General features: G+C 60.4%; 18 protein-coding genes and 1 pseudogene. 8 read left to right on the top strand and 11 right to left on the bottom strand.

Annotation, left to right across the window (positions count from 1 at the left end):
- Positions 1-140: 140 nt before the first annotated feature.
- Entirely contained in the window at positions 141-2309 is a 2169-nt protein-coding gene (gene priA, locus B3R00_RS04945; RefSeq protein WP_286997787.1) for a replication restart helicase PriA, read from the top strand.
- Positions 2310-2469: 160 nt separating this feature from the next.
- Here the strand turns inward: priA and B3R00_RS04950 are convergent, their stop codons facing one another.
- The 6 genes from B3R00_RS04950 to B3R00_RS04975 form a co-directional block, all read right to left on the bottom strand.
- Complete coding sequence (locus B3R00_RS04950) at positions 2470-3990, bottom strand: sulfatase-like hydrolase/transferase (protein WP_286997788.1); 1521 nt, start codon at positions 3988-3990, stop codon at positions 2470-2472.
- Between the two features lie 175 nt (positions 3991-4165).
- Positions 4166-5002 (bottom strand): ChbG/HpnK family deacetylase, encoded by an 837-nt coding sequence (locus B3R00_RS04955; RefSeq protein ID WP_286997789.1) that lies wholly within the window; start codon positions 5000-5002, stop codon positions 4166-4168.
- Complete coding sequence (locus B3R00_RS04960; RefSeq protein ID WP_286997790.1) at positions 4999-5418, bottom strand: GtrA family protein; 420 nt, start codon at positions 5416-5418, stop codon at positions 4999-5001. Before B3R00_RS04960 ends, B3R00_RS04955 begins: the two co-directional genes overlap by 4 nt.
- Positions 5415-6425 carry a glycosyltransferase family 2 protein gene (locus B3R00_RS04965; protein ID WP_286997792.1) on the bottom strand — a complete coding sequence of 337 codons (1011 nt, stop codon included), beginning with the start codon at positions 6423-6425 and terminating at the stop codon, positions 5415-5417. The genes B3R00_RS04960 and B3R00_RS04965 overlap by 4 nt, the downstream gene beginning before the upstream one ends.
- A 142-nt stretch (positions 6426-6567) precedes the next feature.
- Positions 6568-8100: a glycosyltransferase family 39 protein gene (locus B3R00_RS04970; protein WP_286997794.1), complete on the bottom strand. Its 1533-nt coding sequence runs from the start codon at positions 8098-8100 to the stop codon at positions 6568-6570.
- A gap of 147 nt (positions 8101-8247) precedes the next feature.
- Positions 8248-9195: an AEC family transporter gene (locus B3R00_RS04975; protein WP_286997795.1), complete on the bottom strand. Its 948-nt coding sequence runs from the start codon at positions 9193-9195 to the stop codon at positions 8248-8250.
- Between the two features lie 224 nt (positions 9196-9419).
- Here B3R00_RS04975 and B3R00_RS04980 point away from each other — a divergent pair, with 224 nt between their 5' ends.
- From B3R00_RS04980 to B3R00_RS04990, 3 genes are all read left to right on the top strand, one after another.
- Positions 9420-11501: an ATP-dependent helicase gene (locus B3R00_RS04980; RefSeq protein ID WP_286997797.1), complete on the top strand. Its 2082-nt coding sequence runs from the start codon at positions 9420-9422 to the stop codon at positions 11499-11501.
- 163 nt (positions 11502-11664) lie between these two features.
- The gene (locus B3R00_RS04985; RefSeq protein WP_376747658.1) at positions 11665-12858 is read left to right on the top strand and encodes a phospholipase A; all 1194 of its coding nucleotides are present in this window, start codon (positions 11665-11667) and stop codon (positions 12856-12858) included.
- A 259-nt stretch (positions 12859-13117) separates the two neighbouring features.
- Positions 13118-13543 (top strand): hypothetical protein, encoded by a 426-nt coding sequence (locus B3R00_RS04990; protein WP_219163570.1) that lies wholly within the window; start codon positions 13118-13120, stop codon positions 13541-13543.
- Between the two features lie 14 nt (positions 13544-13557).
- Here B3R00_RS04990 and B3R00_RS04995 read toward each other — a convergent pair whose 3' ends face one another.
- The gene (locus B3R00_RS04995; RefSeq protein ID WP_286997800.1) at positions 13558-14034 is read right to left on the bottom strand and encodes a universal stress protein; all 477 of its coding nucleotides are present in this window, start codon (positions 14032-14034) and stop codon (positions 13558-13560) included.
- A gap of 113 nt (positions 14035-14147) precedes the next feature.
- Here B3R00_RS04995 and tgt point away from each other — a divergent pair, with 113 nt between their 5' ends.
- Together tgt and B3R00_RS05005 are read left to right on the top strand one after the other, a co-directional pair.
- Positions 14148-15320: a tRNA guanosine(34) transglycosylase Tgt gene (tgt, locus tag B3R00_RS05000; RefSeq protein ID WP_286997834.1), complete on the top strand. Its 1173-nt coding sequence runs from the start codon at positions 14148-14150 to the stop codon at positions 15318-15320.
- Between the two features lie 177 nt (positions 15321-15497).
- Positions 15498-16934: a GGDEF domain-containing protein gene (locus tag B3R00_RS05005; protein ID WP_286997802.1), complete on the top strand. Its 1437-nt coding sequence runs from the start codon at positions 15498-15500 to the stop codon at positions 16932-16934.
- Between the two features lie 88 nt (positions 16935-17022).
- Here the strand turns inward: B3R00_RS05005 and B3R00_RS05010 are convergent, their stop codons facing one another.
- From B3R00_RS05010 to B3R00_RS05025, 4 genes and pseudogenes are all read right to left on the bottom strand, one after another.
- The gene (locus tag B3R00_RS05010) at positions 17023-18105 is read right to left on the bottom strand and encodes a serine endopeptidase (RefSeq protein ID WP_286997804.1); all 1083 of its coding nucleotides are present in this window, start codon (positions 18103-18105) and stop codon (positions 17023-17025) included.
- Between the two features lie 45 nt (positions 18106-18150).
- Positions 18151-19482: pseudogene (locus B3R00_RS05015) on the bottom strand (MFS transporter); the annotation flags it as partial.
- Entirely contained in the window at positions 19479-20747 is a 1269-nt protein-coding gene (locus B3R00_RS05020; protein ID WP_286997806.1) for an FIST N-terminal domain-containing protein, read from the bottom strand. The pseudogene B3R00_RS05015 and the gene B3R00_RS05020, both read right to left, overlap by 4 nt.
- A 61-nt stretch (positions 20748-20808) precedes the next feature.
- On the bottom strand, positions 20809-21699 hold the full coding sequence (locus B3R00_RS05025) for a PhaM family polyhydroxyalkanoate granule multifunctional regulatory protein (protein ID WP_286997807.1): 891 nt from the start codon (positions 21697-21699) through the stop codon (positions 20809-20811).
- 249 nt (positions 21700-21948) lie between these two features.
- Between B3R00_RS05025 and B3R00_RS05030 the strand changes: the two genes are divergently transcribed.
- On the top strand, positions 21949-22977 hold the full coding sequence (locus B3R00_RS05030) for a Bug family tripartite tricarboxylate transporter substrate binding protein (protein ID WP_286997809.1): 1029 nt from the start codon (positions 21949-21951) through the stop codon (positions 22975-22977).
- Positions 22978-23057: 80 nt separating this feature from the next.
- Positions 23058-24521 (top strand): NAD(P)-binding domain-containing protein, encoded by a 1464-nt coding sequence (locus B3R00_RS05035; RefSeq protein WP_286997811.1) that lies wholly within the window; start codon positions 23058-23060, stop codon positions 24519-24521.
- Positions 24522-24523 lie beyond the last annotated feature (2 nt).

Below are 24523 nucleotides of genomic sequence, written 5' to 3' on the forward strand. Positions count from 1 at the left end.
GATGTTTTTTATGACAAGTCTGTCATATCAAAATAAAAGTGTGGATGTGCGCTTTGAGCCACACTGGCTGTGGTAAACAATCCCCACAAAGTTATCCACAGAAACTTGAATAAGTAGCGCTTTCGCTAGATCTGACGCCCATGCCCGAGCAGGCTCCTACATTCCACGTCGTTCATGTGGCCGTCCACACGCCGGTTCACAGCGGCGTAGGCACCCCTTTGAGCTACATCCACAGCACCAACGTGCCCGCCGGCACGTTGGTGCGGGTGCCTTTGGGCACCCGCCATTTGCTGGGCGTGGTGTGGGCAGCCCCAAAGGATGCAACCCCAGTCGACACGGCCAAGTTGCGCCCCATCGAGGCCGTCATGGAGGGATTGGAGCCGATGAACGGTCATTGGCAGCGCTTGGTCAGCTTTGCCGCCCGCTATTACCAACGCAGCGTGGGCGAGATCGCCATGGCCGGCCTGCCGCCCGCCCTGCGCGATATGACGGCCGAGCAACTGGCCAAGCGGTTGCAGCCGCCAAAACCCAAGAAACTCAGCAAAAAAGCCGCCGCCGCGCTGGAAGCTGCTACCCATGAAACAGCAGTACCTGCGGCGGCACCAGCACCGCCAGCATTGATAGCACTCAGCGCTGAGCAGCAAAGCGTTTGCAGCCAAATTGCGCAAAACCCCGGCCCCTTTTTGCTGTACGGCAGTACCGGCAGCGGCAAGACCGAGGTCTACATGCGCGTGGTGCAGCAGGCACTGGATGCCGACCCGCAGGCCCAAGCGCTGGTGATGGTGCCGGAGATCAACCTCACGCCCCAGCTGCAAGAGCGCTTTGAAGCACGCTTCACCCCTATGTACGGCGCCCAAGCCGTGGTCAGCATGCACAGCGGTATGACGGATGTGCAACGCCTCAAAAGCTGGCTGGCGGCCCACACCGGGCAAGCCCGCATCGTGCTGGGCACCCGCATGTCGGTGTTTGCCAGCCTGCCGGGGCTGAAGGTGATCGTGGTCGACGAAGAGCACGACCCCAGCTACAAGCAGCAAGAAGGCGCCCGCTACTCTGCCCGTGATCTGGCACTGTGGCGCGGCCATGACTGCGGCGCCAAAGTCATCTTGGGCAGCGCCACCCCCTCACTGGAGAGCTGGCACGCCAGCGACCCGGCCGTGGGCCGTTACCTGCGCCTGCACATGCCCAGCCGCATTGGGGCCGGTGCATTGCCCCGCCTGCGCATGGTGGACATGACGCAACAACCCAAGAAGACGGTGTTTTCTCCGCCGCTGCTGGCCGCTATTACCGAACGCGTTCAAAAAGGCGAGCAAAGCCTGATTTTGCTTAACCGCCGTGGCTTTGCGCCCGTGCTGTTTTGCGCCGAATGCAACTGGAAAAGTGACTGCCCGCACTGCAGCGCCCACCAAGTCTTTCACAAGGGCGACCGCACCCTGCGCTGCCACCACTGCGGCGACACGCGCCGCGTGCCCCACGCCTGCCCCGCATGCGGCAACCCCGACATCCTGCCGCTGGGCAAGGGCACGGAGCAGCTCGAAGAAGAACTGGAACGCTTGCTGCGCAATGTGCAGCGCCCCGACGGCAGGCCCGCACGCATTGGCCGTATTGATGCCGACACCACCAAGCACAAAGGCGCGCTTGAAGAGCAGCTGGCGCTGGTGCACAGCGGCGAGGTCGATGTGCTGGTGGGCACGCAAATGGTGGCCAAAGGGCATGACTTTCGCCGTATCACCCTGGTGGCTGCCGTACAGCCCGACGGCGCGCTGTTCAGCAGCGACTTTCGCGCGCCCGAGCGCCTGTTTTGCCTGCTGATGCAAGCCGCAGGCCGTGCTGGGCGCGACGCCAGCTACATCAGCGCACAAGGCAGCCACCCCGAGATGTGGATACAAAGCTTTGAGCCGCAGCACATGGTCTACCAGGCCCTGCGCCAGCACGACTACCCCAGTTTTGCCCAACAGCAACTGCGTGAACGCCAAGACGCCGCAATGCCGCCCTTTGCCTTCCAGGCACTGGTGCGTGCCGATGCCAAAACCCAAGACGCCGCCCAGGCCTTTTTGCGTGCTGCCACCGATGCCGCCCGCCAAGGCCAGTTGCCGCATCTGGACGAGGTGTTTCTCTACCCACCCATACCCATGACCGTGCAGCGCGTGGCCAATGTCGAGCGCGCCCAAATGCTGATTGAGGCCACCGACCGCCGCGCTCTGCAAAGGTTTTTGCATGCCTGGCAACCCTGGCTGCACTGGGTGCGCGGCCACCCCCCGCACAAAAGCATCGTGCGCTGGCTGGTCGATGTAGACCCGCTGACTTTGTGAAACGTATTTTTCAGTGCTTGCAGCTTAAGGAGTCGCGAAGAGGTTCGAGGCAACCGCACCACAAATACCGAAAAAATGCGCTGCCAGCGGCTGTTGGATCGACTCTCCCTGCCCTGGCCTTTTTTCGCTACTGCGACCCTGGAACCATTGAGTCCCCCCCCTACTGCAAGCTGCATGCATCGCGTTGTTGAAGCTCAGTCCAACCAAGGCCATTGAAAGAAAGCTCACGGCGGTGCGAAGGTTTTAAAGCATCCGGGAATCCCAGTGCCGCCACTGCAATATCCGCCACTTCGGCGTTGCTGCGCACAAGATGCTCACGTTCATGGTCTGCAAACTGTGGCAGCGCAGCCCTCTGCGCCGACAAGGTGAGGCTGCTCCAGACCAGCAAAGGCACCTGCAAACTGCTCAAGCCGCTGCCTGTGCGGTAATGATCGGCGCAAGGAGGCATCGCCACTCCATGGTCGCTGGAGTAAATGAGCATCGCTGTCTGCTGCTGCGTTGTGCTTTGCTCGATACGTTGAATCCACTGCACCAACAAATCACTGGTGTAGCGCAAAGAATTGTCATAGACATCCGCAAAGCGTGCAGCGCTGCGGGGGTAGCGCTCTTGCACTTGAAAGTGGCTGCCATACGTATGCAAAACAATCAGCTTCTTGGGTGCCGGGTCATGCAATGCTGCTTCGAGAGGTGCGGTCAAAACACCATCCCAATCGCCATTACCCACTTTCACAAAACTATCAGCTGCGCGCCGGAAGGTCACACCGTAAAAATCTTCCACAGAACTGTGATAGCGCGAATTACTCAAAACAAATGTTTTGTAGCCCGCATGTTGCGCAATATCCAGAAACGACGGTGCCAGATCCTCCACACTTTGTTGTGCAGACATACCGGTCAATAGATAGGGCAACGCTGCGGCAGTATTCAGGCCGTGCGCCATCGCTCTCACAACTTGCAAGTTTTGCATTTGTGCCAGGGCACCGTTGGTATCGGCCTGCTGGTAGCCAAGAAGCGACCAACGCTCCGCAGAAGCACTTTCACCGATCACCACCACCAAGGTATCCACCTGCGGTGCCTGTGCCGTGGTGGATGGCAACTTGGGGGTGTAAAACAGCTGCTCCGTCAATTGCTGCTGCGCAGTCCAGGCACGTACGATATGCATGGGATAGATGGTTTTGAGTTTGCGTGTGACCTCTTCAAAGCTGTAACGTTTTGCCAGCGCAAATGCAATAAAAACCACCCAGATCGTCAATCCAAGCAGTGCTACTTTCCACGGCCACGATGACCGCTTCAGCAGCGGTGCAAGCTTCCAAACTTGAGCCGCGGCAAAGATCCCGGCAACCAGCCACAGTGCCGCTACAGTCACCCACTTCCAAGGTAGAACACCGATAAATTCGCGCGTTTCTTCCCAATTGGTTCTCTGTGCGGTAGCTAAAAAAATTTGGTCCGCCAAATTACCAAAAAAACCAATATGAACCACATTGACCGTTCCGACGGTCAGCAAAAAAAGCAGTGCAAGCACTAATGCTGGACGCCACAGCATGAATGCCCAGAACAAAAATACAGAAGCCAGCCATAAGCCTATGGCTGGAGCAGAAATACCTTCCAGCAGGGCGGGTAAAAAAAGAAATGCCCAGCCAAGGAGGCCGCGCCAAAGCAGATGTTTGTTGTTATCAGAATGCATATCAAAGCCTTTGTGGGCCGCGCAGCGTACTGGATGTGAAAAAGTGGCCGATGAAGCTGTGAACATCGCCCAATTTGCAAATCACCATCCCCGCTGTCACAGCGATCTCTCCCCAGCAATTTGCGCGTATACGGCGACTTGAATGGTTTGCGGTAATGTTGCAGTGCATCGCGAATCAAAGCTTCAACAAAGGCATTAAAGGCCCTTGCTGAATCTGGCACTGCTGGGCCTGCAGCAAAGCACCAAAGGCGTCAGACATCAAATACGCAAACTCCACTGGTCGCTGCGCACCAATCGCATCACCTACCACTTCGGTGGTGGCGGGGTGGCACATTAGCAAACTGCCGTTTTGCACCTGCGCCAGCCACTGCGCCATTTGCGTGCCATACCTCTCAGGGGTGGGCGCATCAAAACCATATACCCCGCCAAAACCTTGGTTGATAGCCACACCCGCTTGGCGCAAGCGGCGCGTGGTTTGCCAACCGCCCAGCAAGGCAATGATGGCCGCCTTGGGACTGCGCCACAACGTGCCCATCGGTGCTGTGGAGCGCACCCACGGCATCTGTTGCGCCGTATAGCGCTGACGCAGCACGTGCAGCATGGCATCGGCAAACCCTGGCAACTGGTGCACATGCTGGTGCCCATCAATAAAGTCCGGCGGCGAGCCCAGGGCCGCTTCAAATGCGTCAAGCTGCTGGGCCCACATGCGGCGCATGGCATCGGCACTCCACATACCGGTGTAGGCGTGGCGAATCACCGTGGCCAGGGGCTGAGCCGCAGCCGCTCCCCCGTGGCTTTCGGTCAGATTGAAGTGCAGGCCCACAGACAGCCGCGGGCGCAGCGCTTGCAAACGTGGGGCTGCCTCGGCCCAGCGGGGCGACGTGGTCATGCAACTGGTGGCCGACAAGCGCCCTGCCATGGTCAGTTGCTCCACCGCCGCATCCACTGCAGGGTGCAAGGCGTAATCATCGGCACACAAAATCAGCGCACGGGGCGCGGTGGGAGAGGTCATGCAGCACGCGCCTTAAACGCCCAAAACTTGCTCAGCACAAAAGTGCCTATCGCCACGAGCACCAGCACGGCGGCCAGGCTCCAAAAATAATGCCAATCCAACCAATGCAAGGCAGCGGCATACAGCAGCTCGTTGGCCACAAACGACAGGCAGGCCACGGCAAAAAAACGTGCCACAGTTCCCCACCCACGGGCCTGGGCTACCGCAAACGTCAACCATGCATGGCCGTTGTAGCTGACGATAAACGCCACTAAAAAGCCCAGCACGTTCGCCCCCAGGGGTGGCAGCCCCCACAAAGCGACCAAAAGCCCAACCACCGCCAAATGGGTTGCCGCTGCACTACCGCCCACCAACACAAACTGCAGCCCCTGGGGCAAAGCCTGCAGGCGCTGCAGCACCACACGCCCTACACTCATTGCGGCTCACGCAGGGGGCTGCGATCCTCGTCACGGGCGATCAGGTAAGTGGGGCGCTGTTTGACCTCGTCATAGATGCGGCCAATGTACTCACCCAAAATACCAATCGACATCAGTTGCACGCCAGAAAACAACATGATGCCAGCGGACAACGTGGGCCACCCAGCCAAGTCTGTGCCAAAAATCAAGGTGTCTGCGATGATCCAGGCACCATACAGCAGCGCCAACAACGCTACCCCGCCTCCAATGACACTCCATATGCGCAGTGGCAGCGTGGTAAACGAAGTCAAACCCAGCAGGGCCAAAGACCCCAATCGGCGCAAGTTGAAACTGGATTCACCCGCAGCGCGGTCTTGGGGCACAAACGGCAGTGCAGCCGTTTTAAAGCCAACCCACGCGTACAAACCCTTCATGAATCGATGGCGCTCAGGCAAGGCCTTGAGGGCATCGACCACCTTGCGATCCATCCAGCGGTAATCACCCGCATTCGGTGGGACTTGCACACTGCTGCCAGTATTCATCAGGCGGTAGAACAAATCGGTACCCAGCCGCTTGGCACCACTTTCTGCACCGCGATCCGCAATCACGCCATAGACCATTTCATAGCCGTTTTGCCACAGCTGATGCATATCAGGCAGCAATTCCAGCGGATGCTGAAAGTCAGCATCAATCAGCAACACCACGTTACCGCGCGCATGGTCAATCCCCGCGGACATGGCCGCCTCCTTGCCAAAGTTGCGTGACAGCGCCAAATAGCGCACCGGCAGCCCCTGTGCCACCAAACGCATGGCTACATCGTGCGTGTCATCACGACTGCCGTCGTTCACGATGAGAATCTCAAAGTCTTGCGTCAAACCTTGTACGACAGGAATCAACGCACGAACGAATTTCTCTAGGTTCTCTTGTTCGTTGTAGGCTGGAACCACACATGACAGTTGCAAAGACGCCCGTGGCGTAGCAGCCAAGGGGGCTGCAGGTGCATATTCAGCGTAGAAATCGCTTTTCACAGAAAGTCTGCCTTATCTATACAGGAGCTAAAACCGGGATGAATTTTCACTGCTTATGCTCAGGAAGTTGTAGTAGCAAGCCTTAACCATCCAGCAAATCAAGTCCGGTGAGTGGCTACCAAGCCTATCGGCCCTTGCTGCATTACTTCACAAGTACACAGTGCTCCGGCACATAAGCGCGCCATTTCAGCTCAAGGGGAGCGGAAGATGGTGCATGGGGCCATGTGATCTTCCAAGCCCCTTCTACCGTGTGCAAGGTTTCATCACGGCTCAAGCTTTTCAAGGGTTCCGGAGGTTGTGGGTGCTCGTTCTGCGTCTTCTCCTGCCAGACCCATAAAGCGCCATGCTGCTTCAACCGGCGCACATCGACCCAAGGCGAAAACCGGGGATCACCATCAATCAGTACCGAAGGGCGTGCTGCGCTATAAGCAGAAAGCAAGCCCGCCAACCAGTAGTCACCAGCCACCGTATCCAAGCGACAGGTGCTGTGCATACCCCATGCTTGCTCAGCCTGTTGTGCGATAGCGGCAGCAGGCCAATCCACACGCCCCGGACGGTTGCGCAGTTGAGCGCCATGGCTCATATAAAGCACCATAAAAATACTCACCAGAACCAGCCAGACAGCAATGCCACGCAACAATTTAGGCTGCAGGGAGGGTAGGCGTACATCAGGCAGCAGCGCCATCACCAGCAAACCACTAAAAGCCCACATCGGAGATCCCCACATATCTCGCAAGCGCAAACCCAGCAGCACGCCGAGCAACATTACGATCAGCCCAGGCAACAGGGTTAACACGAGCAGCAAAGAAGGACTGGAAGCATGCCAACGACGCTCTGCGGCCACGACACCTCCTAGCGATTCGCGGCGGCTGCGCCACCATGCCCATGCCAGCACGCCCAGCAAAGGCAAATGAGCCGCCAATTGTGTCAACGGAAAACCGAATGCTTCAAGGCGAGGGTCGCCAGTTTCAGACAGTGCCCGCCCACTGGCATATGCAAATGGTAGCCATTGCGAAGCTTTCAGCCAAAGCATATGTGGCGCAAATATCAGCGCCATCAAGCACACAGCCAGCCAAGGCCCTGGCCGCAGCAAAACTTTGCGATATTGCGCACTGCCGAGTAGATAGAGACCTAAAGTCAGTAAAAGAACCGCAATCGAGTACTTGGTCAGCATCCCAAGGCCGGCCACTACCCCTAAGCCGATCCAATAGCGCAACTTATTCTCTTGCAGCGCTGCAACGAACAGATACCCCAAAGCGGCCCAGATCGGCATTTGGGCAATGTTGTGGTTGAACTCAATCGCCGGGAAGTTGTAATAAGCCACTCCCATAGTAAGCACGACTCCCAACACAGCGCGCTGCGCATCCATCAGGCGTCTTCCAGTCAGCCACACCAGCGTCAGCGTTAAGGCAATGCACAGTTGACTGAGCACATAAGGGCCAAACTTGCCCAAGCCTTCATAAAAAATATTTAAAACGATTGGTGCCAATGGCGGGTGTTTGTAATACCCCCATTGCCATTCCTTGCCCCACGAAAGACTCTCGACCACATCCAAAGGGAAGCTATGCCCAAGCAGTGCAGGCAAAGTGCTCCACGCTAGAAAATAGACCAGTGCAAAGGCAAGAAGGCGCGGCAAGGGATGTGCCGAACCGGGGCGCGATATGGATTCGTGCATGGACCAGTTGCAACCCTGCGCCCAGATTGGCTCCATCACCTCGGCCTAGTCCAGCACCTATTTCACGCAGAAATGGCCAAAAAAGACGCTGTCATGGAACTAGACACAGCGGTTGCACTTATTTACTTATAAAAATAGTGCGAAAGCTTACACCAGCAGCGCCACGGCGCCCGAGAACGTCACAAATGCCAGCGCCGTGCTGACCAAAATAATGCGTGCCACACGACCGCCGTGGGCGCCAAAGCGCTCCGTCAGCAGCGAGACATTGCTGGCGCTCGGCAATGCAGCCACCAACACCAAGGCCGTCACCGTCAGCGGCGCCATCACGACACCAGCGGCCATCGCTGCCTGACAGGCCAGCCACACCAGCAGCGGGTGCAGCAGCAACTTGACCAGGGCAATCGGCACGTAGTGGCGCGGCTGCACCTGCTCGTGCAGGTTGATTTGCGAGCGTGCCAATACCGCACCAATGGTGAACAAGGCCACCGGCGAAGCAGCACCTGCCAACATGGCCACGGTTTTCTCCACCGGCCCAGGTAGCGCAAACGCCCACGCCGATGCCAGCGCCCCCAGCACGATCGACCACGGCATGGGGTTGGTCAGCATGCCGCCCAGGGCCTTGCGCAGCGCCTGCACCGCACCCCCTTCACCCTGCCCGAGGCGCGAGAGCGCAATACACAGCGAAGTGGTAATGACCATATCAATCGCCATGGTCAAAATGACTGGCCCGGCACTGGCCTCGCCCAGCAGGGCAACCAGCAGTGGCACCCCCATAAATCCAGAGTTGGGAAAGGCCGCCACCAACGCGCCAAATGCAGCGTCGTTCCAGCCCCAACGCTGGCGGGTAGCCGCCACCGTGCCGGCCACCACCAGCAGACCACATGCCAGATACACAAGGCCCACCGCCGGATCGATCAACTGCGCAATCGGCGTTTGCGCACCAAAGCGGTACAGCATGCACGGCAGCGCAAAGTACAGCACAAAGGTGTTGAGCCCAGGAATGGCAGCCAGCGGCAGTACTCCCCTGCGCGTGGCAACAAAGCCGCAGAGCACCAAGGCAAAAAACGGGAAGGTGACAGCAAGTATGGACAGCACGGTGCGCGATTGTGGCAGTGGCAATGCTACTTTCCACTACACCGCTTACGCGCAGGCGACAACTGTTGCGATGGGCAAACTCGCTGCCCACACGGGCAAGCGCGCAGCGGGCGGTGGCAGCCACGCAGCTTGCGTATGATTGGCTCACGCCTGCCTGCCAGTTTCACTTCGTTGGTCAGGCGTTCGTTGTTTTTGCTCTTCTTTTTGCTCTTTGTTGCCTACCCATGTCTGCTGGTCTGAACCTTGCCCAACTCCAAGCTGTCCATTACACCGAAGGCCCGTGTCTGGTGCTGGCGGGCGCGGGCTCGGGCAAAACCCGCGTCATCACGCACAAGATTGGCAAGCTGATCGACAACGGCCTGGCCCCCAAACGCATTGCAGCCATCACCTTCACCAACAAGGCCGCCGCCGAAATGCGCGAGCGTGCCAAGGGTCTGATCGGCAAGCCCGCCAAAGACGTGATGATCTGCACCTTCCACTCGCTGGGCGTGCGCATGGTGCGCGAGGACGGGCATGTGCTGGGCCTCAAACCCAGCTTCAGCATTCTGGATTCGGACGATGTCACCGGCATCCTCAAAGACTGTGCCGGCGGCACCACGGACGTGGCCACCGCGCGCCAGTGGCAGTGGACCATCAGCAACTGGAAGAACGCGGGCTGGGACAGCCGCAAGGCCCTGGCCATGGCCCAGGACGACCACGAGCGCAGCATTGCCCTGATCATGCAGCGCTACGAAGAGCGCCTGACCGCCTACCAGAGCGTGGACTTTGACGATTTGATCGGCATGCCCATGCGCCTGCTGAAAAACCACGCCGAGGTGCGCGAGAAATGGCAGCGCCTGCTGGGCCACGTGTTGGTCGACGAATACCAGGACACCAACGCCACGCAGTACGAACTGCTGAAACTGTTGGTGGGTGAGCGCGCCCATTTCACCGCTGTGGGTGACGACGACCAGTCCATCTACGGCTGGCGCGGTGCCACGCTGGACAACCTGAAAAAGCTGCCGATTGAGTACCCCCACCTCAAGCTCATCAAGCTGGAGCAAAACTACCGCTCCACCAGCGCCATCCTGCGCGCGGCCAACAATGTGATCGGCCCCAACCCCAAGCTGTTTCCCAAAACGCTGTTTTCGGAACTGGGCGAGGGCGAGCCTGTACGCATTCAGGACTGCGATACCGAAGAGCACGAGGCCGAACGCGCAGCCATGCGCATCCAGAGCCTGCGCGCCAACATGAACCCGCAGCCCGCGTGGAAAGACTTTGCCATCCTCTACCGCGCCAACCACCAGGCCAAGCCGTTTGAAAAAGCGCTGCGCAAGCTCAACATTCCGTACAAGGTCTCGGGCGGCACGTCATTTTTTGACCGCGCCGAAATCAAAGACCTGTGCGCGTGGTTTCGCCTGTGGATCAACAACGACGACGATCCGGCCTTCCTGCGTGCTATTGGCACACCCAAGCGCGGCATTGGCCACACCACGCTGGGCAAACTGGGCGAGTTTTCGGGCCAGCACAAGCTGTCCATGTTCGGCGCCCTGTTTTCCCACATGCTCGCCGCCGTGCTGCCCAAAAAGGCGCACGAGGGCCTGTTGGAGTTTGGCCGCTACATCAACGATCTGGAGTACCGCGCCCGCCACACGCTGGGGGCTGAAGCTTCACGCACCTTCATGCTCGACTGGCTCAAGGAAATTGGCTACGAGCAGTACCTGTACGACAGCGAAGACAGCGAAACCGTCGCCGCCGCGCGCTGGACCAATGTGCTGGAGTTCTGCGACTGGATGAGCCAGCGCGCCGGCGGCCAGGTGGAAGATGCCGCAGGCACCACCACGCAGACCGAAGTCAAAAGCCTGCTGGAAGTGGCGCAGAACATTGCGCTGCTGTCCACCATCAGCGAGCGCGAGAAAGAGCAGGACATGGTGATCCTGTCCACACTGCACGCCTCCAAGGGCCTTGAGTGGCCGCATGTGATGCTGGTGGGCGTGACCGAGGGCATGCTGCCCTTCAAACTGGACGACAACGATGGCAAGCAGGAAAAGGTGAGCGATGACATTGCCGCCCGCCTGCAGGAAGAGCGCCGCCTGATGTACGTGGGCATTACCCGCGCCCAGCGCACACTGGTGGTCAGTTGGACAAAACGGCGCAAGAAAGGCCGCGAGATGGTGCAGTGCCAGCCCAGCCGCTTCATCAAGGAGATGAATCTGGATGCCAGCACCGCCCGTGAAGACCCGCGCGAAAAGCTGCGCCTGCTGCGCGAGCAACTGGCACGCAAAGTGGAAGCAGCCCCCAAACTGGTGGAAAACCACAAATTATGAATTCAGTAGCTGCCAGCGCTTGCCAGACAAGCGTTAGCCGCTAAAAATCATCACCATGCAACAGCTTGCACTATGGACTGATGCGGTCGCTGCCACGCACCCCTTCAGCTGCGCAAGCCTCCAAGCACCGCTGCGCCGGTGCAGATGAGGGAAGGAACCAAGCATGCACACAACCCGAATTCGTTTGACCTGGCTGCTGAGCGCCACCACCGCCACCATGGCGACGACGGCACTGGCGCAGGGCATGCCCCCGCAGGCACCGGTCGTTGAAGACGCGTGGCGCCAGTGTGCAGCCACCACCGACAACACAGCCCGACTGGCCTGCTTTGACGCATGGGCACAGCACCAGCAGCCATTGACGCCACCGCCCGCCGCCGCATGGCAAGCCCCTGCGGCTTCGGCAACCAGCGCCAGCCCTGAGGCCATGGTGCAGCAAGCTGCCCAAGCACCAATGGTGCAGGCCGATGTGGTCGCAGGCCAAGGCCTGGTGCCCACCAATGGGGGCTGCCGCGATCCGCGCTACAGCGAAATCTCCCGCTTTTTTGAGCTGGAAAACGGCACCGATTGCGGCACCTTCACCTTCCGTGGCTACAAGCCGTTGTCGGTCTCTGTCGTCGCCGCCGACAGCGTGAACCAGCAGCCCAGCAGCCCCGGCAAAGCGCCCGCCGACTTCAAGGACTACCGCAAGCAAGAGTTGCGCATACAGCTCTCCGCCCGCACCAAGCTGGCTTCGGGCCTGCTGACCAGCCCCACTTCAGGCCTGCAAGACTCGCTGTGGGTGGGCTACACCCAGCAGTCGTACTGGCAGGTGTTCAGCCCCGACCTGTCACGGCCTTTCCGCACCACCGACCACGAGCCCGAGGTTTTCTACGTCTACCCCACGCAGGCCGCGCTGCCCTGGGGTTGGCAGTTGCGCTACAGCGGTGCAGGCATGGTGCACCACTCCAACGGCCAAAGCGATCCGCTCTCGCGCAGCTGGAACCGCTGGTATGTGATGGCAGGCGCAGAGCTTGACCACCGCTGGCAGTTGCACGCCAAGTGGTGGAAACGCATGGCGGAAAGCACCACGGCTGACGACAACCCCGGCATTCAAAACTACTGGGGCCGCGCCGAGATCAAACTGGCTTGGCAGCCCAATGAGAAGAACATGCTGGGTCTGACCGCACGCGGCAGCCTGGGCCGAGGCTATGGCTCAGGCCGCCTGGAGTGGATGCGCACCATCGGCCAAGGCTGGAATGGCGCCAAAAGCAATTTGCGGCTGCACGTTCAGCTTTTTAGCGGTTATGGAGAAAGCCTGATTGATTACAACCGCAAGCGAACTTCACTTTCTGTCGGCTTGAGCCTGCTCGATTTTTAAGGCACACAATCATCAAAATTCATAGCTTCTAGCGCTTACCGGTTAAGCGCTAGAAGCTATTTTTATGCATAAACTGCAATTGCTAACACTCGTCCACAATCAGCGCTTGTGGCAGCAGTGTTCTTCGCTCAGAATCATTCCCACGTTGGGGCGCTGACAAAACGCTCCAAGCGCTCTCAAGAACTGGCAGGCTCAGGCCCACCATTTCATGTGTTTGGATGCCACCAAGGTCGCGGACAATGCGGCTCCAAGAATGACCATGAATTTGCAATACCAGCTCAAAGCAGGCAGCTACTACCTGTACGACATGCGCGACACACCCAGCGCAGTCACAGGCGAGCGCCGCTTCAAGCTCAAAACAGATTTGCTGGCCATTGCCTTCGACAATTACACGGGCGAAGTGCACCAGCACGGCACCCCATCACGCATCCAGTCATGGGCCACCACCACCCGCCGCCGCCTGCGCGCCAAGGGCCTGTGGCAAGAGGCGGAAGACATCATCGTCATCAGCGGCCCCTTCCCGGTGGAAGAAATCAACAAATGCCTGTGGATCAAAGGCTACTGCCGCCGCCTGCTGCAGCGTTTGTCCAAGCTGCCCCACGGCAAACTTCAAGCGCGCCCCGCATCACATACGGGCTACGGCAGCTACAACAGCCAAAAGGGCTGGCAGCGCCAAGCTGCCTAAGCCCCGGCTGCGTATTACGCGGCCTCGTCTTCTTCCTCTGATACATCGGCATCGGGCTGTTCTGGCTCTCGCACAATCAGCACCGGACGCGTGCAGCGGTGAATCACAGCCTTGGACACCGACCCGACCAGCACGCTCTCAATCGCTCCCATCCCGCGCGCGCCCAGCATCACCAGATCCGCATTGAGCTGCTCGGCCATGTCCACCAGCACGATGCTGGGCTCGCCCAGCACCACCTCCATGGAGTAGCCCACACCTGCGGCATCCAGCAAGGCAGCGCCAGCTGCCATCAGGTGTTCGCCCGCCTCCACCGCAGCGGCCGCAATGGCATCCGAATCCTGGGTAGCCAGCTCCAGCAATGAGGCCGGTTCTTGCACATTCACCAGAGCAATTTCTGCCCGCAGCCCGCGCGCCACCAGCGACAAGGCCTGGCGTACAGCTTCCAGCGATTCGTTTGAGCCATCGACGGCAATCATGATGTTGGTGTACATGGTGTTCTCCTTGTGTGTTTGTGAGCCCAGTGGGTTGGATTCCACTATAGACCACCACGGCACGCTGACATCTGCGGCAGCACAACCCGCCTTCTGGGACAATGCGCGCCATCATGCTGCAGTTCGAACTTCTCACCACCGACCCCACCAGCCACGCGCGCCGTGGCACCTTGACCCTGAACCACGGCAAGGTCCAGACCCCCATCTTCATGCCCGTGGGCACCTATGGCACCGTCAAGGGCGTGATGCCCCGCAGCCTCGAAGAGATGGGCGCGCAGATCATTCTGGGCAACACCTTTCACCTGTGGATGCGCCCCGGCCTGGACATCATGAAGACCTTTGGCGGGCTGCATGGCTTTGAGAAATGGAACAAGCCCATCCTGACGGACTCCGGCGGTTTCCAGGTGTGGAGCCTGGGCGCCATGCGCAAGATCACCGAAGAAGGCGTGCACTTCCAGAGCCCCGTGAACGGCGACAAGCTGTTCATGTCGCCTGAAGTGAGCATGCAGATCCAGACGGTGCTGAACTCCGACATCGTGATGCAGCTAGACGAGTGCACCCCGTACGAGACCAACGGCCACAAGACCACGGAAGCCGAAGCGCGCAAGTCCATGGAGATGAGCCGCCGCTGGGCGAAACGTTCCAAGGACGAGTTCGAGCGCCTGGGCAACCCCAACGCGCTGTTCGGCATCGTGCAAGGCGGCATGTTCACCAACCTGCGTGAAGAGTCGCTGCAGGCGCTGGTGGAGATGGATTTCCCCGGCTACGCCGTGGGCGGTGTCTCGGTGGGTGAGCCCAAGGACGAGATGCAGGAAATCATGGCGCACACGCCCCACCTGCTGCCCGCCAACAAGCCGCGTTACCTGATGGGCGTGGGCACGCCCGAAGACCTGGTGCAAGGCGTGGCCGACGGTGTAGACATGTTCGACTGCGTGATGCCCACGCGCAATGCGCGCAACGGCACGGTGTTCACCCGCTATGGCGACCTGAAGCTGCGCAACGCCCGCCACAAGAGCGACCACCAGCCGCTGGATACCACCTGCACCTGCCACGCCTGCGCTGGCGCCAGCGGCGTGAGCTGGGACAACGGCGGGCGCGACGGTTTCAGCCGTGCCTACCTGCACCACCTGGACCGTTGCGGCGAGATGCTCGGCCCCATGCTGACCACCATCCATAACCTGCACTACTACCTGAACCTGATGCAGGAAGTGCGCAACGCGCTGGACGCCGGCACCTTCGCGCAGTTCCGCGCCCAGTTCAAGGCCGACCGCGCACGCGGCGTCTGAGCGCGCTGCGCGCTATCCTCCCCAGCCTCCTGCAGGAGGCTTTTTACTGCCCTCCGGCGGGGTACGCGCCCTGCACAGGTCGACGAACGGCAGCAGGCCGGTCCGGTGTCCTACTTGGGCGCTGCATGAAACGCTGAGAATGAGAGCGTCCCTACTCCTGCAGCCCCTGCGCCCACCGTGCCCCTGGATGTCTCCCCCCCTTCTGTCCAGCCCCCGTCCGTCTGGCGCGGGCAGGCTGCGCTGTCCGCCAGCATCCTGGTGGCCTGCCTGCTGGGCATCTACAGCCGCCCGCTGGGGTTCATGGCGGCCTTCTGGCCGGCGAATGCCATCTTGCTGGGCCTGCTGCTGCGCCACCCCGAGCTGGCACGCCGTCCGGGCAGCTGGCTGTACGCCCTGCTGGCCTACATCGCCGCCGACCTGCTGACCGGCTCCACCCCATTCGCGGCCTTCTCGCTGAACCTGGCGAATCTGATCGGGGTGCTGGCCGGCTGGCTGTTCCTGGCGCGCGTGCGCAACCAGGTGCTGGGGTTTAAGCACCAGCGCTCGGTGATGACCGTCTTTCTGGCTTGCCTGCTGGCATCCACGGTCTGCACGCTGGCGGGGGCCTGGCCCAGCGCCCTCGCCTTCCACCTGCCGTTGTGGCAGTCAGCACTGCTGTGGCTGTCAGCCGAGTTCTACAACTACGTGCTGATCCTGCCGGTGTTCCTGGCCGCCCCCAGCGGCTGGCCCTGGACCTGGCAGTTGCCCAAGCAGCAGCGCTCCTGGAACGACGCACTGCCCCTGCTGGCCCTGATTCTCAGCGAGGCCTTCAGCCAGCTGATCGGGGGCAACGGCGCCATGGCCTTCAGCATGCCCGCCATGGTCTGGTGCGCCATGAGCTACGGCGTCTTTCCGATCACCGTGCTGAGCTTGCTGGTCTGTCTGTGGAAAACCGGGCTGCTGGCCGTCAGCTCCTTCGACTTTGTCCCGGAGCACCTGGACGATGTGCTGTCCTACCGCACCGGGCTGGCCATGCTGTCGCTGGCGCCCCTGGCGGTGGCCTGTGCCTACACGCTGCGCATGCAGGCCCTGCAGAAGCTGCACCACGCAGTGCACCATGATTCTCTGACCGGGGTGCTAGCACGCAGTGCGCTGCTGGAGCGTGGCCAGAAGCTGCTCTCGCGCCTGGAGGAAGAAGGTCAGTCCGTCGCCGTGCTGATGCTGGACCTTGACCATTTCAAGCAGGTCAACGACCACTACGGGCATGCCCAGGGTGATGTGGTGCTGCAGACCTTTGCCCAGCTGGCCAGCGAGGCGCTGCGCCCCGACGACCTGCTGGGCCGCCTGGGCGGCGAGGAATTCGCCATCTTGCTGCCGCGCACCCAGCGCGAACAGGCCCTGGCTGTGGGCCAGCGCATCTGTGAGCGCCTGCGCGATTACCGCTTTCCGCTGGAGGACGGTGCCCCCTTCCAGGTCACGCTGAGCATCGGCCTGCACGCTGTGATGTCAATTGGCAAGCAGGACAGCATTGAGCAGCTGCTGTCCAAGGCCGACGCTGCGCTGTACTTGGCCAAGCGCAGCGGCCGCAACCAAGTGCGCCAGTACGGGCCGGAGCTGGCCCCGTCATCCATTTAAAACCATAGCTAGCGGTGCTTGTTTAACAATGGTTTTCGACAGAAAAGCATTGGAAACCCAGAAAATACGTACGCCTATCGCTCCTGTTTTATCGGTCTGCAGATGCCGGAGGTGCTTCTGGTTCCAGCGCAACAGGTGCGGGGGCCGCAGCGCCACAGCGGTAGCAGAACTTGGCAAAACTGCTGGTGCGTGCCTGGCAGGCGGAGCATTTTTCAAACAGGCCAATGCCGCAGTGCGGGCAATAGTCCGTCACGCCGTCTTTCAAATCCACCGCACGCTCGCACCCGGGGCACACGCCTTTGCTCAGGTACGCCCAGGCCTTGTCGTAGGTCAGCTGGGTGCGGCGCTGATTGGCGGGTAAGGATTCGGCCTGGCGCTGGCGCTCCAGATAGCGTTGCAGCGCCCCAATGGCCCAGCGCCCCACCAGTACCGTCAGCACAATCCCGACCAGCGAGCGCACATAGCCGCCATAGCTGGGCAGGTAGGGCACCAGCTCGACAAAAAATGCGAACAGCGCAAAGAAGATGAAGCCCCAGACAAAAGGCCACCAGGTGCTCTTGCGCTTCTTCACAAACAGCCAGCCTGCCAGCACCAGCAAGGGCAGCGTGATTGCCAGGCGGTACAAAAACACACGCAGCTCTTGCGCACGTTCCGCCTGGTGCAGCTTTTGCCGTGCCGCATCTTCCATTTCGACCAGTTGCTGGCTGACCCGCGCCGCCTGCTGGCGCGCATTGAGCAGCGCCTGCTCCTGATCCTGCAGCGCCTGCTGGGCTGTGCGCTCAGCCTGGCGCAACTGCTCTAGCGCCTGGTTGCGCTGCATCACCTCGGGGTCTTGCTCGCTGCGCTGCGTGGCAGAACGCGTGGCAATCCAGCTATTAAAGCTGTCCCGCGCCACCTGCGTGTCGCTGCGCGCTTGCTGCCATTGCAGCTGCGCCTGATCGCGCGCCTCAATGGCCTGGCGCTGTGCGGTTTGCAAACGCTGTTGCTGGGCACGCAAAGGCTGCACCTGGGCCAGATCCAAAAAATCATCGGTCTCCAGCCGCTGCTCCACGCGCGGCAGATCGTCCACCACCGAAGAACCCAATCCGATCAAAAAGCTGGCAAACACTACCGCCACCAGCCACAGACCGCGGCGAAACCATGTTTCCGACCAACGCGCTGACTTAGCCATGAAAAACCTCCCTTTGCTGCTGTGCGCGCATTATGCGGAAGGCGTGCGGATACGGCCCACAATCCGTAGTAACCAGTTTTTACTGCGACGCAGATACTGCGGATCACGCCAGCACATCAACGCCAGCCACAAGGCATTGGCAATACCCATGCTCAAAAACAGCTGCGGCACATTCAGCCCCGCCGCCAGCAAGGCGCCCGCCAGCAGCGCCGAAGACACCATGAACAAGGCATTCAAAATATTGTTGGCCGCAATAATGCGCGCCCGGTGTGTGACCGGGCTGCGCTGCTGAATCAGGGCATACAAGGGCACGCTGTACACCCCCGCAGACAGCGACAGGCCCCACAAGTCCAGCAACACATGCCAGCGCCCCGGTGCATGCAGGAAATCACCCAGGCCCAACAGCTGTGCAACGGGCGGCAGGCTCTCCAGCGTCCACCACAAATCCACGGCAAACACCGTCATGCCCACGGCCCCCAAGGGCACCAATCCCGGCTCTACACGTCCGCGCGAGAGCGACTCGCACAACAGCGCACCGACCCCCACCCCTAAAGAAAACACCACCAGCAGCAAGGCGGCCACTTGCTCGTTGCCATGCAGCACATCCTTGGCCAACACTGGAAATTCCGCCAAAAACACCGCGCCAAAAAACCACATCCAGCTGATGCCCAGCAGCCCCCGAAACACCATGCCGTCGGTACGTGCCAGCCGCAAATTGGCCATGGTTTCACTCCATGGATTCCAGTTCATCTGATGGCGCATTGGGGGGTGGCCCTGGGCCGGAATCGCATGCGCCTTCCAACGCCCCAGCAAGGCCAGCAACAGGCACACCACGCCCACATGAATGCGCCCGACTTGGGGTGTGGCAATCAGCAAGCCTCCCGCCACATTGCCCAGCAAGATCGCGACAAACGTGCCCATCTCCACCATGCCGTTGCCACCCGTCAGCTCCGAAGGTTTGAGCACTTGCGGCAGGTACGCAAACTTCGCCGGCCCAAAAAAGGTGGAATGCACCCCCATGCCCACCAGACACAGCAGCAGCAACGCAGGCCACTGCATGACCAACCCCAGCAAAGCCACGGCCATGATGGCGATTTCGCAGTCTTTGACACGGCGCATCAGCACCGTTTTGTCCATGCGATCTGCCAGTTGCCCAGCCGTTGCAGACAGCAGCACAAAGGGCGTAATGAACAGCGCGCCGATCACCAAGCCCGCCACCGGCGCTGGCAACCATGCCACCTGCAACTGGTAGGTCACCAACACCGTCAGGGCGAACTTGAACAGGTTGTCGTTTGCTGCCCCCAGAAACTGGGTCCAAAAAAATGGGCCAAATCGTTGTTGACGCAGCAAGGCAAACTGCGGACTGGAGTCACTCATATCAAAGCCTGTAGCGGCTGGGTAAAAACGAGCAGTTGCGCACTCATATCTTGCAACTGGCCAGCATCAATTTCATAGCTGGACGTAAAACCCAGCAAAGGAATGGGGCCCAGTGCATGGCGAATCAGCTGCAACTCGGCATCCACCTGCGGCAGTCGCGCTGGGGCATGGCGGCGTTGGTTGCGAATGTAAACGGCACCGCAGATGCTGCGCCCCATCGGCGCCACCGCGTCTGACGCTGCTGGCTGCAACGCCGCAGCCGTGAGCAGCTCCCACAGCTGCGCACATGCGCGGCGCATGTCCGTGCGCATTGCCTGCTCATCGGCCTGGCAGGGCGTCATGGTCTCGCCAAGCAGGGGCGTGCCCTGCACCACCACTCCTTGGCGCAGCAGATCAATGCCTGCCACGCGCATCACACGGGCCTGGGCAGCAATGCATGCGCCCTGTACATAGTCTCCGGGCGCAGCCATGGCAATCATCGTCTGCTGCACCTTGCGCCAAATCGCATCCGCATCCGGGTTGCGCTGTGCAAACACATCGCCCCAATCCACATGGCTGAAAAACACTTCCAACGCTGGTTGACCATCCAGCTCCAGCACCACATCACCATCCACGCTGGTGATGGTGTGGCTGGCCCCTATGGGCTTGCAGCCCTGCATGCCCACAGCGATACATTCCACACCGGCAGCAAAAGCCACCCCGGAAAAACCGCCCACTTGGACACCGCCGCCCCCAATGCTGCGCGGCATATGCTGTGCTTCACCAGCGCTCCATGCCCACTGCGCGTGGTGGCCCTGCAGATCACACAGACCACCGGTCAGACAGGCATCGCCCAGTTGATCTCGCAGCAGTTGCATATCCGCAGTGTGCAGCGCGGCGGTGGCATCGCCATGGACCAAGACTGAATGCGGCACCAACTGCCTGGTATGCCACGGCGTCACCCCGGAAAACACTTGGTACTCATGCGTTTGCAACCGAGGCAACATGACTGCCACTGCGCCGGTCTGCCCGTAATCCATGTCACCGGCCAGCACCGTATGGGCAGCGCAGCCGACCCAGTCCTGCACCTGCGGCAAAGCCTGCGACAGCATGGCCACAATTTCACGCGCGTGGCTGGCATAGCACGCAGACACATAAATCACCCCGAGCGGGCATTGCGCCTGCAGCTTTTGCATGCTGATCTGCGCATGCAGTTGCACCACGACCTGCTGGACGGCTTGTTGCCACACCGCATGGCCGGCGTGGGCACAGGGGAAAAATGGCATCAAGCAGCAGCTCCTTGTCCCAGCTTGCACATGCGTTGGCGCAGCACCTGCTTTCGGGAACTCAAGCGGTGCGGGGTTTGCGCACCGTGGGTTTCTTCGCGGCTACGCGCTGCGTCTTGGCGGCTGGGGCGAGCGCTTTCGTGGCAGCAGATGCCACTTTTTTGCCCGCCGCTGGTGGGGATGCAGCTGGCTTTTTCTTGGCTGGTGCGCTTTGACGGGCAGTGGCAGCCGCTTTGCTGGCCGGGGCTGCCGCAGATTTTTGTGGCTTGGCCTGCGCCACGGCTTGGCGCACCAAGTCGCTGGTGGTTTTTACCGCCGTTTTCGCAAAGTCTGTGGACATCTGCGTGGCCTTGAGCATGGCTTGCTGCTGGGCAGGGTCTTGCATGGCCTGTTGCGCAATATGCTGAAACTGCTGGGTCAAAGCGCCCCACCACTGCATTGCCGTTGCCATATTGGCGGTTTGTGCAGCATCGCTGGGGCCTTCTGCCGTTTCCGCGCTGGACGATGCGGCCTGTGCCTTGGGTGTTTCTGGCGCTTGCTGAGGCTGAGGTTGGGAGGGCTGCGCCACTGGTTCTGCAGGCTGCGCTGCGGCAGACATCGGCCAGTCAGTCAGCGGATTCTTGGCGGGCGCCGTGGCTGCCGCCGCAAACGGAAATGCCTTGGCCATTTCGGAGAGGTTCACGTTCATGCCCTTGAGCGTGGACAGCGTCATCTTTTGCACTTCCAGCGCCTGCACGGTGGCAGCCAAGGCCTTGCTGTTTTGCTCCAGCCAAAAGTGCACCGCTTTCAACTCCTCAATGCGCTTGTCAATTTCTTCTACGCTGACCGTGGGAGCCACCCAGTGCGAAAACGGCGGCAAGCCCGAAGGTGTCGCCCCTGATTTACCCAGGTTTTGCAGAAAGTCGAACCCCGGAATGAATTTACCAAACCCAAAAGCTGATGAATCAGTCATACCCACCCCTGTGCAGTCAAAACCCCTAAAAAACCCAAGCCACGCAAAGCTTGGGCGACGTAAGACGCAGCTTAATGCACCGCATGACAAAGCGCTTGTCATTTGCATCGCACACTGGCGTGCCTCTGCGCTACACACCCGGACTGGCTGCCCACAACGCCACTTCTTTATTCGATATAAGCATATAAAAGTCCGTAATTATTTTTAAACCACAATAAAGAAATTCAAGGCTTTTTGAGTACCCACACCATGCGTTTGCTGCCCCGTTCTTTGCCTGGCATTTCATTGTCCACCGCGGTCGCGATGGCGGCCGTGGCCAGTTTCTGCGCACTGCCTTTGAGCAGCGCCACAGCCGCCGATGCCAAGGCATGGCCTCAACAGCCCATCAGCCTGATCATGGGCTTTAACGCAGGCTCGGGGGTGGACATGGTGGGGCGCCAGGTGCAAGAGCCCCTGTCCAAGCGTTTGGGTCAGCCTGTCATCATTGATTACAAGCCCGGTGCCGCTGGCAACATCGGCAGCGAATACGTCGCCCGTGCCAAACCTGACGGCTATACCTTCTACTTCGGCACCGCTGCCACCCACGGCAGCAACGCGGCCCTGTACAAAAACCTGCCTTTTGATGTGGAGGCCGACTTTGTCCCCGTGGCGCCGATCATCGACGTGGCCAACGTGCTGACCATCAATCCCAAGGTGATTGACGTGAAGAACCTGCAAGAGTTCGTGGCCGAGGTTAAAGCCCATCCGGGCAAGTACAACTACGCCTCCACCGGCAATGGTGCGGGTACGCACATGGCATTTGCAGAACTCAATGCCCGATTGGGCTTGGAGATGGTGCATGTGCCCTATAAAGGTGGCCCCGAGGCGATTGGTTCGGTCGTGCGCGGCGAGACTTGCTGCATCATGAACCAGGTGCAAAGCGTGCTGCCGCACTACAAGGCTGACAAGGTACGGTTGCTGGGCGTCACCACTTCAACCCCGGTGGATGCTGTCAAAGAAGTGCCCACGATTGCATCCAGTGGCATCCCCGGCACTGCAGGCTTTAACAGCTCCATCTGGTTTGGCATTTTTGCCCCCAAGGGCACTCCCGCTCCCATCATCCAGAAGCTAAGCCAAGCCATCCACGAAGCCCAGCAACTGCCTGAAGTGCGAGAGCGGTTTGTGTCACAGGGCAATACGCTGCGCATCGAATCGCCCGAGCAGTTCAAGCAAACCGTGCACACCGATCGCAAAAAGTGGGCACAAGTGGTGAAGGATGCGCAGATCAAGATCGATTGATCTGGCACTCTGGCTACTCCGGTTGCGGCGCCTGCTAGCCCTTTGCTGGTAGGCGCTTTTGGTTTTTTGAAGTTTTGTTTATGTCCACGACTGCCCCTCAAACCCCACAAGCACCAGGCTTGCAGGCCTTGGAAGAACGCCTGCAAGATGATTTCATCACCCTAGGCTGGCCTGCCAAGGCGTGGATTCCCGCCACCTCGCACCAGGGCCACGCAGTGCACGATGTACTCATCATCGGGGCAGGGCAAGCCGGCCTGGCACTGCATGTGGCCTTGGGGCAGGTGGGCATCCGCCCCGTACTGCTGGACCGCGCGCCCCAGGACTTTGAAGGGCCTTGGGCCACCACCGCGCGCATGGAAACCTTGCGCTCCCCCAAAGAGCTGACGGGCCCAGCCATGGGCATTCCCTCGCTGAGCTTTCGCGCATGGTTTATCGCCCAGTTTGGCAACGCCGCATGGGCTGCATTGGACAAAATACCGCGCCTGCAATGGATGGGCTATCTGCGCTGGTACCGCCGCGTCACTGGTGCAGATGTGCGCAACAACCACGCCGTGCTGGCCGTGCGCCCGCAAGCCAGCGGTATCGTTGAAGTGGATGTGCAGGCCCACGGCAGCACCACCACCTGGTATACCCGCCGCCTGGTTGTGGCCACGGGCCGCGACGGACTGGGTGGCGCGCAGCTTCCCGCTTTTTTGCAAGGCGTGCCCCCCCAGTTCTGGGCGCACTCTTCAGACGCCATGGATTACGCCCAGCTCGCGGGCCAGCATGTCGGCGTGGTGGGCGCAGGCGCTTCCGCCATGGACAGCGCCGCCACTGCGCTTGAAAACGGGGCCGCCAGCGTCGACCTGCTGGTGCGCCGCACCGATTTGCCGCGCATCAACAAATCCAAAGGCTCAGGCACCCCCGGGCTGACGCACGGACAGTACCTGCTGCCCGACGACTGGAAATGGCGCATCCGCCACTACATCAATGCCCAGCAAGTGCCGCCGCCGCAAGGCAGCACCCTGCGGGTGTCGCGCCACGCCAATGCCCACTTTAACTTGGGCTGCGCCGTACAACGTGTGGAGCCGGTGCAAGACAAGCTGCATGTCCACACCACGCAGGGTGTGTTCGTGCTGGACTTTTTGATTGTCTCCACCGGCTTTGCGATTGACTGGCGCCTGCGCCCCGAATTTGCCGACATTGCACCCCATGTGCGCCTGTGGGGCCAACGCTTCACACCCGAAGCCGGGCAAGAAGATGCCGAGCTGTCCGCATCTCCCGATCTGGGCCCGTTGTTCGAATTCCAGGGCGACCTGCCCGGCCTGCAGCATATCCACTGCTTTTGCTACCCCGCAGCCCTCTCGCACGGCACGGTATCGGGCGATATTCCCGCCATCAGCGATGGTGCACGCAAGCTGGCCCAAGGGCTGGCCGCGCTGTTCTACCAAGCCGATATTGCGCAGCACTTTGCCCAGCTGCAACGCTATGCAGAGCCTGAACTGGAAGGCCATGAATGGCAGCCCGCCGACAGCAGCGCCCGTATCCGCCAACTGCAATCTTGAAA

Origin of the sequence: Comamonas sp. UBA7840, assembly GCF_002501455.1 — a bacterium.
In the GTDB taxonomy this organism is placed as follows: domain Bacteria; phylum Pseudomonadota; class Gammaproteobacteria; order Burkholderiales; family Burkholderiaceae_C; genus Comamonas; species Comamonas jiangduensis.